Raw genomic sequence first — 9938 nt, forward strand, 5'->3', positions numbered from 1 at the left:
TTGAAGTGAATCAACATGAATTAAGGAGGGAAATGGCCGAGTTCGTCGAGGTGCTCCGCCGGCTGTCGGCGGCACAGAAGCCCGCGAAGGGGGTCTCGCTCTACACCCGGTTCGTCAATCGCCCGGCCGGCCGGGTCCTGGCCGCGCTGGCCTATCAGGTGGGGGCGACGCCCAATCAGCTGACCGTCCTCGGTGCCCTGTTCACCTTCCCGGCCCTGGCCGCGGTGGCCCTGCTGCCGCCCTCGCCGACGATGGCGATCGGTGTGGGCGCGGCCCTGGCCGTGGGTTTCGTACTGGACTCGGCGGACGGTCAGCTGGCGCGGGGCCAGCGGTCGGGGAGCCCGTCGGGCGAGTGGCTCGACCATGTCCTGGACTGCGTCAAGATCCTCGCCCTGCATCTCGTGGTGCTGGTGTCGTTCTACCGGTTCTTCAGCCTGCCCAGCCCGCTCTGGCTGCTGGCTCCGATGGTCTTCCAGCTCGCGGCCGTGGTGATCTTCTTCGCCGGGATCCTGACGGAGAAGCTCAAGCGGCGGGCACCGGGCGAGGTTCCGCCCGGTGCGCCCCCGGCGCTCAGGTCCGTCCTGCTGCTGCCGGTCGACTACGGCCTGACCTGCCTCGGCTTTCTATTCCTGGGCAGTCAGGACGTCTTCCTTGCGGTGTACTGCACGCTGCTGCTGGCACACGTCCTGTTCATGGCCGCCTTCCTGGTGAAGTGGTTCCGCGAACTGCGCTGAGGGGATCGCGGGCGGCTCGTGTTCGGCCAGCATCCTGAGGGCACTGCGCAGCAGGGTGCTGGAGGTGTGCATGGTGTACGGGAAGTAGACGACCTCCACACCGACCTCCCTGAACCGCCGCTCGTACTCCAGCCACTTGGGGGTGCCGCGCCAGTCGTCGCCCTTGAAGATGGCGTGGAAGCCGACGCGCTTCCAGGTGATCAGCTTGTCGTCCACCGTCTCCACGACGACGTCGTCGACGTATTTCACACTGCGGACGATGTCGAGTCGTTCGGCGAGCGGGACGACCGGGACCTTGCCCTTCAGCCGTGCCGTCAGGTCGTCGGAGCTCACCCCCGCGACGAGCCGGTCGCAGTGCCGGCGGGCCTCACGCAGGATGTTCAGGTGGCCGATGTGGAACAGGTCGTAGACGCCGGGGGCGAATCCGATGCGGGTCATCGCTCCCCACCTCCTCGTCGCGCGGCCGGCTGCGACTGGCCCGGCTGGGTGGTCTGTGCCGACTGTGCGCCCTGCGCCGGGGCGCCCTGAGCGGGCTGAGCCGGTGCGCCGGCGGTGTGCTGCGTGGGCTTCTTCGGCACGTTCACGGTCAGGGAACGGGACCTGGCCGCGCTGTTGGTGCCGTCCGTGACCTGGATGGCGTACTGGTGGCGGGAGCCGGCCGGAACCGAGTCGGTCCAGGTCATCCTCGGTCGGTCCCAGAAGGCGGAGGACTTGGCCTTGTTCGCGACCAGCTTGCCGTCGCGGAAAATCCGGTACGTCAACACGGCGTCGTCGCGGTCCCACGCGGCACGCCAGGCGAGGGTGACCTTGCCGGGCTGGGACGCCGCCAGGGACAGGGTGGGCGGCCCCTCCGGCGCGCCGGTGTCCTTGTCGCCGAAGCGCGTGAGGCCCTGCTGGGGCGCCTCGTTGACCTCGGTGAACTCACCGCCCGCCCACAGGACGCCCCTCGACACCACCAGGATGCGGGGACCGACCTGCTCGCCGAGGCCGCCGTCGGTGTCGGGGAACCAGTGCAGGATCCTGCGGTTCTCGACCCGCTGGGCCAGGAAGTGCTGGCGGTCGCCCCGGTCGGGGAACCCGCCGGGCGTCTCGTTGCAGTCGTGGGCGTGCGAGGCACTGTAGAGAACGCCGTTGTAGGGCAGGACGGACTGGGTGGCGCCGCGGCAGGTGTCGTTCCACACCATGATGCCGGTGGCGGTCCGGCCCGCGATCCGGCCGTCGTAGATGCCCGGCCCGTGGCCCTCGGCGCCCACGAAGAAGCGGGACTTGTCCTGGGCGATCGTCTTCACCGACGACTGGGTCGGGAACCAGCCCGGGTAGGCGAGCATGGTGGCACCGGTGACGGGGTTCAGGGTGACCAGGGAGCGGGCCCGCTGCCCGTTGACCTCCTCGAAGTCGCCGCCGACGAACAGGCGCCCCTGCGGGAGCGCGGCCGACAGGGCGCGCACCGGCTGGTCGAGTTCGGCCCTGAAGGGCAGCAGGGCGCCCTTGGGCGTGACGGCGGCGATACGGCTCCGGGTCTGGCCGGAGACCCGGCCGAAGTCCCCGCCGAGGTAGATCGCCCGGTCCGTGGGCTCGACGGCCCGGACGGTCGACGACACGGTCGGCTTGAACTCCTTGCGTACGGAGCAGTCGGAGGTGTTGAGCGCGACCAGGTTGGCCGCCTTCTCGGAGCCGGCGCGGTCGAAGGAACCGCCGATGTACAGCACCCGGCCGTCCGCGGAGGCCTTCATGGCCCGCACGGTGTGGTTGTGCCCGGTGAAGGACGGGGCGCAGGGCAGGAGTTTGCCGGTCACGGCGTCGAACGCGGCGAAGTTGCGGCGGGCCACCAGCTTCCGGCCCGGTGCCGCACCCGGCGGACGGACCGCCTCGAACGTTCCTCCGACGTAGACGACGCCGTTCGCGGCTGCCATCGACCAGACGATGCCCTCGGTCTGCCAGGTCGGCAGCGCATCGGCGGAGAACGTCTTCGGGCCGCCGTCGGCGGCCGCGGCGAGGGAGGCGTCGAGCAGGGCTGCGGAGCACACGAGGGCGGTGACGGCGACCCTGGTGACCGGCTTCGAGCGGAGCTTTCTCAGGTGCAAGGGAACCCCGGTGACAGTGGTTGGGAGTGGTACGAGTCGGGGACGCCCCGCGGAGTGAGCCGGAACGCTGCGGCCGGGGCCGGTCTCATGCGGCGCGGCGGCGCAGCACTCCGACCAGATCGCTCACTCTCAGCGACGTCCGATATCGCCACAAACTAATAGCAAATACACACATTCCCAAGACCATCGCCACGGCGAGTCCTGATGGAGTGTCACCTTCCCTCGTACGGGCGGCTCCCAGCACCACGGAGACGGTCAGGGCGAGGCCGAGGGCGGTGACGTAGCCGCGGTCCACGGTGGTGAAGCCGAGGCGCAGCCGGATCAGCAGGGCCGCCGCGAGGTTCTCCACGACGATGGCGGCGGCCCAGGACACGGCGGCGCCGAACACGCCCCAGGCCGGGACGGCGAGGACGCCGACGGTCAGCTGCACCGTGAACGCTGCCGCGGTGACGGCCAGATGCCAGGAGCTGCGCCCGGCCATCAGCAGCACGGTCTGGGCGTTGCCGACGGCGACGTTGACCATGGAGGCGGCGCACAGCACGACCAGGGCGGGCGCGCCGCGGACGAACTCCGGCCCGAAGGCGGACAGGAAGGTCTCCGGGAAGGCCGCGACAAGGACGAACAGCGGCCAGGAGAAGAGCACGATCCAGCAGGTCGACACCCGGTGCAGGGCGTGGGCCTCGGTGTCCTCGCCGAGGGCGAGCAGTCGGCTGATCTCCGGGGCGACGGCGAGCCGTACGGCGAGCTGGAGGAGTGTGCCCGCGGTGACGACCCGGCCGATCGCGGTGTAGACGCCCGCCTCCGAGGCGGTGCCAAGGGCCGACAGCAGGATGACACCGACCCACGCGGCGCTGATGTCGAAGACGGAGGAGACCGCGCGGGGCGCGGCGAAACCCCAGAACGTCCGCCAGGACACGGACTCGTGCCGCGGTGCGGGTGTCGGGCCACGGCCGGCCCGGCAGCGGCGCAGGGCGGACCAGGCGGCCACGGAACCGGCCAGGGTCGGCAGCAGCCATGCCGAGGCCAGCGCCGTCAGGCTGGGCAGGAGGAAGGCGACCGGGAGGGCGATCAGCAGGCGCAGCACCGGTTTGCCGATCTGCTCCACGCCGACGAACGGCACGACCGTGCCGTATCCGCGGGTGGCGCCGAGCAGGACCATGCCCACGGTGGCGACGGGCAGGAAGACGCCGAAGAGCCGGACCAGCGAGACGGCGTCCGCCGGGGGCAGTTGGGGCAGCAGCAGGTGGGCCGCGGTGGGCGAGAGCAGCAGGGGCGCGGCGGCCACGGTGGAGACCGCGGCCGCGGGCAGGACGGCCATGCGCAGCAGGGCGGGGACCGAGCGCCCGTCGTGGAGGGCGAGGTCCCGGGGGACGAAACGGATCAGCCCGGCGTCGGCGCCGAGCTTGCAGGTGTTGCTGAGGATGGTGAACAGGGCGACGCCCGTGAAGATCACGCCCGAGCCGTCGGCGCCCACGGCGCGGGTGACGAGGCCGACCAGCAGGAAGGAGAAGACGGCGTTCGCGGCGGAACCCGCCATCCCCCACCACCCTCCCCGGGCGACCGCCGCCACCGCGCGCGGGGCGTCGGCCCCGGCGCGGAGGGGAGCGGTCGCTTCGGCAGCGGTCACCGCCGGGAGACGGAGAAGGTGCCGTCCTGCGCGGGGAGTTCCATCGGCGCGACGGTGTGGGACACCGGACGGTACTTCGGACGGCGGCGCGGCAGCCGCAGGCGCCGGCGGGGTCGCGCGGCGTCGAGGACGGTGCCGAGGAGGCGTCCGCCGGAGCAGTCGACCAGCTCCTGCACCTGGCGCAGGTCGTCCTGCCGGGTGCCGCCGAGTCCGACGACCAGCAGGACGCCGTCGACGCGCTGGGCGACGGCGAGCGCGTCGGCGTGGGTGAGGAACGGCCCGGTGACGACGACGGTGGTGGAGTCGGCGCCCGGCCGCAGCCGCGCGGCCTCGGCGGACAGGCCGGCGCGGGTGTGCGCGCCGATGCCGCCGCCGGAGCGGAACGCGAGCCGTCCGGTGACGTCGGCGTCGACGAGGACGCTTCCGCTGGGCAGGAACGCCTCCTCCAGGGTGGGTGCCTCGTACGGCATCAGCGGCAGCCGGTCCGAGAGGCCGGAGGCGTCGGAGTCGGCGTCGACCAGGAGCACCTCTCCGCCGTACTCGGCGAGGGCCGCGGCCAGGTTGGCGGCGACCTCCTCGGCGGCCTCGGCGTCGCGCGGGGAGACGACGAGCACCTGCCCGGGACCCGCGGGGCTCTCGGCCCGGCGCAGCCGGAAGGCCAGGGCGCGGAACGCCTCGGCGCGGGCGCCGCCGGTGCGGCCGACCTTCAGCAGTTCGTCGCCCGCGTCCTCGTCGTCGGGCAGGATGCCGAGCACCGGGGTGCTCAGCGCGCCGCGCAGCTCGCCGACCGAGCGGATCCGGGAGTCCAGGGCGGAGCGCAGCCAGGCCAGCACCACGCCGAGCAGCAGACCGCACACCAGGCCGAGGGCGAGCAGGGTCCGCAGGCCGGGGCCCACCGGCAGGTGCGGGGCGGTGGCCCGGCGGACGACGTCACCGGCGTCGGTGTCGCGGGACTTGATGTCCAGGACGCGCTTCTGCAGGGTGTAGAGCTGGCTCTGCGCGGCGGTCTTGGTGTCCTTCTCCTCCAGCTTCTCCTCGGCCAGTTGTTCGTTGAGCACCTCGATCTGCTGGCCGAGGGCGTCCGTGGCGCGCCGCACCGCGGCGTCGTTGCGGCCCTTGCGGTCGGCGAGGTAGGCCTCGGCGAAGACGTTGGCGCCGCGTTCCGCGCGCTTCGGGGTGCCGGCGGTGAACTCGAAGCGCAGCACCCGGGACTTCATCGGGTTGGTGACCCGCAGCCGGGACGCGAGCCCGTTCGCCTGGCTCTCGGGCAGGCCGAGGGCGTGGGCCACGCGGCGGGCGACCTCGGCGCTGGTGGCGATCTGCTGCTCCGTGGTCATGCTGACCTGGTTGTCGGCGGAGACCCCGACCGCGCCGAACGGATCGGTGGTGGAGCGCACCAGGACCTCGCTGGTGGCGGAGTAGGTGTGCGCGCGGTACTGGGCCAGCGCCAGCCCGCCGAGCAGTCCCAGGACCAGGCCCAGCGCGATCAGGGCGCGGTGGCGAAGGATGCGGCGCAGTTGGTCGCGTAGTTGGTCCGGCTCGTCGTACCGGTCGTCGAGATGGATGGGGCCGGTCACGGGTGCCCTCCTGTTCCGGGGATCGATGCGTGACGGGGGGTTGCGGCCGGCATCGCCGATGAGCGGAACCGGGATGCCCGGGCGATGGGGGTGGTGATGAGCAGCGGTACGGCCAACAGCAGGGTCAGCGGACCCGCGATGGCGAGCAGGCTGCCGCGCAGGAAGACCATCTGGTAGAAGGCGAACGCCGGGACGAGCAGGGCGGCGAGGGCGCCGGGGTGCTCGCGCAGCCGGTGGCGGATGTCGTCCACCCGCCGGCCGAACGCGCCCAGCAGGAGGAACACGAGGACCACAGCGAGGGGTCCGGCCCACAGGTAACTCTCGATCCACAGGGGCGCGGAGAGGTTGTGGAACTCGTAACCGGCGTACTCGGCCAGGGAGATGCCGGTGTCCTTGGGTTTCTCCGGCCACATCGCGCGCGGCACCATGAACAGCGGCGGGCCGAGGACGTTCTGCGGGGAGAACCCGTGGTCGTGCGCGTAGTCGACGCCGGTCTGCATCTGCTGGAAGGCGTCGTAGTCGCCGTTGGAGGTGAACTGGTCGGCGAGCGAGGCGACGGTGAGGGTCTCCCGGTCGCTGTAGCGGAAGTAGTCGCTGTAGGGGAAGACGAACAGCAGCGCGGCGAGGATCGCGGCGGCGGTGACCCGGAAGGCGCGGGGCCGGCAGAGCCGGGGCACCGAGAACAGCAGGGTCAGCAGGACCATGCCGGCCCAGAACCGCGGCTTGCTGATGGGGTTGTTGACGACGACGTTGAGGGCGAGCAGCACGGGCAGCAGCAGCCAGCGCACGGCACGCAGCCAGTGGTCGCCGCCGGGGCGGCGTGGCACGCACAGCAGGCCGAGCAGCGCCCAGAACGCGGGCACGGACAGCGACCAGCTGAGCAGGGAGCGCAGGGAGGCGTCCTCCCCACCGGCCTCGGTGATCGCCTGCCGGCTGGTGAAGTACGCGCCGAGTCGGCCGGGTTGGCCGGCGATCAGCACGGCGGCGAGGCCGAGTGCGAGCCCGCACAGGGCCAGCAGACGCCAGGGCGCGATACGGCGGGCGAGGACGCGCTCCAGGAGTCCGGGCGGGCCGTTGTCCCCGCGGACGCGTTCCCGGCGGGCGGCGAGGGCCGTTCCGGCGGTGTGGGCGAGGAGTCCGAGTTCGACGAGGGCCACGGCCCCGAGGGCGGTCGTCTCACCGGTCCGGTACGGCCAGGGGTAGGTGTCGGCGGCCAGCATCGCCAGGCCCGCCAGCCCCAGCCAGATGTAGACGAAGACCCAGAAGCCGAGGGCGACGAACCGTACCCGGGACGCGGTGAGCACCCGGGCGAGCGCACCGCCGCTGTGCACCACGACGACACATTGCAGAGCGAACGCGGCCGACGGGTGCGCACCGTGCGACTGGAGGATCAGCCCCGGCAGCAGGACCGTCAGCGCCACGGCCCAGAGGGAGACCGCAGCCACACTGCGGACGCGAGCGTCCTGCATCCCGGCCTCTCCGTCGAGCGAATATTTAGGCTGAAACATCACTGAAGGATATATAGCGCTTACATCGCGCTAATCAGCCCAGGCGCGCAGAAAACGAGAAATTCCCGGCGTGCCAATTACCCCAAATCATGACAAGTCTGCATAGCTTATCGGCCAGCAGATCTCGCCGGATCTCGCCGGATCTCTCCAGGTATCGCGAATCGCAGAGGAGTTGCGCATGAGCCAGCAGGTAGACGTCGTCGTCGCCGGGGGCGGGGGATTCATCGGCGGTCACCTGGTGGGCGACCTTCTCGCCCAGGGACTGACCGTCCGCTCCGTCGACATCAAGCCGCGCGAGGACTGGTACCAGGTCCACCCCGACGCCGAGAACGTGGTCGCCGACCTCTCGCTCCTGGAGAGCGCCCGCGCGGGCGTCCGGGGCGCGCGCCAGGTGTACATGCTGGCCGCCGACATGGGCGGCATGGGCTTCATCGAGAACAACAAGGCCGCCTGCATGATGTCGGTCCTCACCAGCACGCACATGCTGCAGGCCGCGCACGAGGCCGGTACGGAGGGCTACTTCTACTCCTCCTCCGCCTGCGTGTACGCCGCCGGCAAGCAGACCGACCCGGACCTCACCGCGCTCAGGGAGGAGGACGCCTACCCGGCGCAGCCGGAGGACGGCTACGGCTGGGAGAAGCTGTTCTCGGAGCGCATGTGCCGGCACTACACCGAGGACTACGGCTTCGTCACCCGCGTCGCCCGCTATCACAACGTGTACGGCCCGCACGGCACCTGGACCGGCGGCCGGGAGAAGGCGCCGGCGGCGGTGTGCCGGAAGATCGCCGAGGCGGTCCTCAGCGGCGACCACCGGATCGAGATCTGGGGCGACGGACTGCAGACCCGTTCCTTCATGTACATCGACGACTGTGTGCGCGGCAGCCAGATGATCATGAACGGGGACAGCGGGATCCCGGTCAACCTCGGCTCCTCGGAGCTGGTCACCATCAACCAGCTCGTCGACCTCGTCGAGGAGATCGCCGGTGTCCGCTGCGAGCGCTCCTACCGCCTCGACGCCCCACAGGGCGTGCGCGGCCGCAACTCCGACAACGCCCTGATCCAGGAGATCCACGGCTGGGAGCCGTCGGTGACCCTGCTCGACGGTCTGGAGACGACCTACGCCTGGGTCTACGACCAGGTCAAGCGCTCCCAGCAGTGACGCGCGGATGAGCAGAGGAGACGGAGAACCCATGAGGATCCTCGTCCACGACTACAGCGGCCACCCCTTCCAGGCCCAGCTCAGCCGTGAACTGGCGCGCCGCGGTCACGACGTCGTCCACTCGACCTGCACGGCCTACGTCTCCGGCAAGGGCAACCTCGCCGGGGACACCCCCGGGCTGCGCTTCGTCACCATCGGGGACGGCACCGCGCTGCGGAAGGACGCCTACGTCCGCCGACTGCGCCAGGAGACCCTGCTGGGCCTCGAACTGGCCCGGCAGGTACGGCAGGAGAAGCCGGACGTGGCCCTGCTGTCCAACATGCCGATCCCGGTGCTGGTGGTCGCGGCGGGCGTGCTGCGGCGGATGGGCGTCCCCTGGGTGCTGTGGCACCAGGACGTGACGGCCGTGGCGATGAAGAGCTTCGCCGCCGAGAAGGTCGCGCGGTCCATGGGCGTCGCCGCGAAGGTCTTCGGGGCCGGCGAGAAGTGGTCGGCGCGGCAGGCCGCGGCGATCGTGGTGATCGCCGAGTCGTTCCTGCGCGTCCACCGTGAGTGGGGCACGGCCGGCAAGGTCACCGTCATCCCCAACTGGGCGCCGCTGGACGAGATCGTGCCGGTGGACCGGGCCAACGCCTGGTCGGCCGAGCAGGGCCTGGACGGCGTACGGACCGTGCTGTACTCCGGCACGCTGGGCCTGAAGCACAACCCGGAGCTGCTGGTGCGGCTGGCCGAGCGGCTGGGCGCGCGGGGCACCCCGGTGCGGCTGGTCGTTGTCAACGACGGCCCGGCCGTACCCGTCCTGCGCAGGGCTGCCGCCGAGCGGGGGATCGACCTGACCCTGCTGCCCTTCCAGCCGTACGGGCGGCTGCCCGAGGTGCTCGGCTCGGGCGACCTCCTCGTGGTGCTGCTGGGCGCGGACGCCGGGGAGTTCTCGGTGCCGTCGAAGACGTTGTCGTATCTGTGTGCCGGGCGCCCCGTGCTCGGCCTGATGCCCGCCGGCAACCTCGCGGCGCAGCTGCTGCGCCGGGCGGGGTCGGCGGTGTTCCCGCCGCAGGAGTCCTCCCTCGACGAGGCCGCCTCCTGGGCGCGGGAGATCCTGTCCGACCGGGCTCGCGCCGAGTCACTGGGCAAGGAGAGCCGGGCCCTGGCCGAGCGGGAGTTCGCCCTGGAGGACTGCGCCTCCCGCTTCGAGGACATCCTGCGTACGGCGAGCCGCGCGCCGCGGCTCTGAACCGACGGCGGTGGGGGC

General features: G+C 71.6%; 7 protein-coding genes and 1 pseudogene. 3 read left to right on the forward strand and 5 right to left on the reverse strand.

The features are described 5' to 3' along the window. The first annotated feature begins 32 nt into the window (after positions 1-32). Positions 33-734 (forward strand): CDP-alcohol phosphatidyltransferase family protein, encoded by a 702-nt coding sequence (locus ACLZN2_RS28740; protein ID WP_416982156.1) that lies wholly within the window; start codon positions 33-35, stop codon positions 732-734. Positions 735-761: 27 nt separating this feature from the next. Here ACLZN2_RS28740 and ACLZN2_RS28745 read toward each other — a convergent pair. The 5 genes and pseudogenes from ACLZN2_RS28745 to ACLZN2_RS28765 form a co-directional block, all read right to left on the reverse strand. Beyond that, positions 762-1172, reverse strand: a pseudogene (locus ACLZN2_RS28745) (adenylyltransferase/cytidyltransferase family protein); the annotation flags it as partial. Continuing rightward, positions 1169-2818, reverse strand: a complete 1650-nt coding sequence (locus ACLZN2_RS28750) for a fibronectin type III domain-containing protein (RefSeq protein ID WP_416982158.1) — start codon at positions 2816-2818, stop codon at positions 1169-1171. The pseudogene ACLZN2_RS28745 and the gene ACLZN2_RS28750, both read right to left, overlap by 4 nt. 85 nt (positions 2819-2903) lie before the next feature. Further along, complete coding sequence (locus ACLZN2_RS28755; RefSeq protein WP_416982160.1) at positions 2904-4445, reverse strand: oligosaccharide flippase family protein; 1542 nt, start codon at positions 4443-4445, stop codon at positions 2904-2906. Continuing rightward, positions 4442-6022 carry a hypothetical protein gene (locus tag ACLZN2_RS28760; RefSeq protein WP_416982161.1) on the reverse strand — a complete coding sequence of 527 codons (1581 nt, stop codon included), beginning with the start codon at positions 6020-6022 and terminating at the stop codon, positions 4442-4444. The genes ACLZN2_RS28755 and ACLZN2_RS28760 overlap by 4 nt, the downstream gene beginning before the upstream one ends. Next, a complete protein-coding gene (locus tag ACLZN2_RS28765; RefSeq protein WP_416982162.1) occupies positions 6019-7491 on the reverse strand; it encodes a hypothetical protein in 1473 nt (490 codons plus the stop codon). The genes ACLZN2_RS28760 and ACLZN2_RS28765 overlap by 4 nt, the downstream gene beginning before the upstream one ends. Positions 7492-7708: 217 nt before the next feature. On the opposite strand from ACLZN2_RS28765, the gene ACLZN2_RS28770 reads away from it, so the two are divergent. Beyond that, the gene (locus ACLZN2_RS28770) at positions 7709-8689 is read left to right on the forward strand and encodes an NAD-dependent epimerase/dehydratase family protein (protein ID WP_416982163.1); all 981 of its coding nucleotides are present in this window, start codon (positions 7709-7711) and stop codon (positions 8687-8689) included. A 31-nt stretch (positions 8690-8720) separates the two neighbouring features. Continuing rightward, positions 8721-9920: a glycosyltransferase family 4 protein gene (locus ACLZN2_RS28775; RefSeq protein ID WP_416982165.1), complete on the forward strand. Its 1200-nt coding sequence runs from the start codon at positions 8721-8723 to the stop codon at positions 9918-9920. Positions 9921-9938: the final 18 nt, after the last annotated feature.

Origin of the sequence: Streptomyces sp. T028 (assembly GCF_048159505.1) — a bacterium.
Lineage (GTDB): Bacteria > Actinomycetota > Actinomycetes > Streptomycetales > Streptomycetaceae > Streptomyces.

Excerpts from the sequence above, each read along its gene's own strand:
- ACLZN2_RS28740 (WP_416982156.1), top strand. The coding sequence starts at position 33 with ATGGCCGAGTTCGTCGAGGTGCTCCGCCGGCTGTCGGCGGCACAGAAG.
- ACLZN2_RS28765 (WP_416982162.1), bottom strand. The coding sequence starts at position 7,491 with ATGCAGGACGCTCGCGTCCGCAGTGTGGCTGCGGTCTCCCTCTGGGCC.
- ACLZN2_RS28770 (WP_416982163.1), top strand. The coding sequence starts at position 7,709 with ATGAGCCAGCAGGTAGACGTCGTCGTCGCCGGGGGCGGGGGATTCATC.
- ACLZN2_RS28775 (WP_416982165.1), top strand. The coding sequence starts at position 8,721 with ATGAGGATCCTCGTCCACGACTACAGCGGCCACCCCTTCCAGGCCCAG.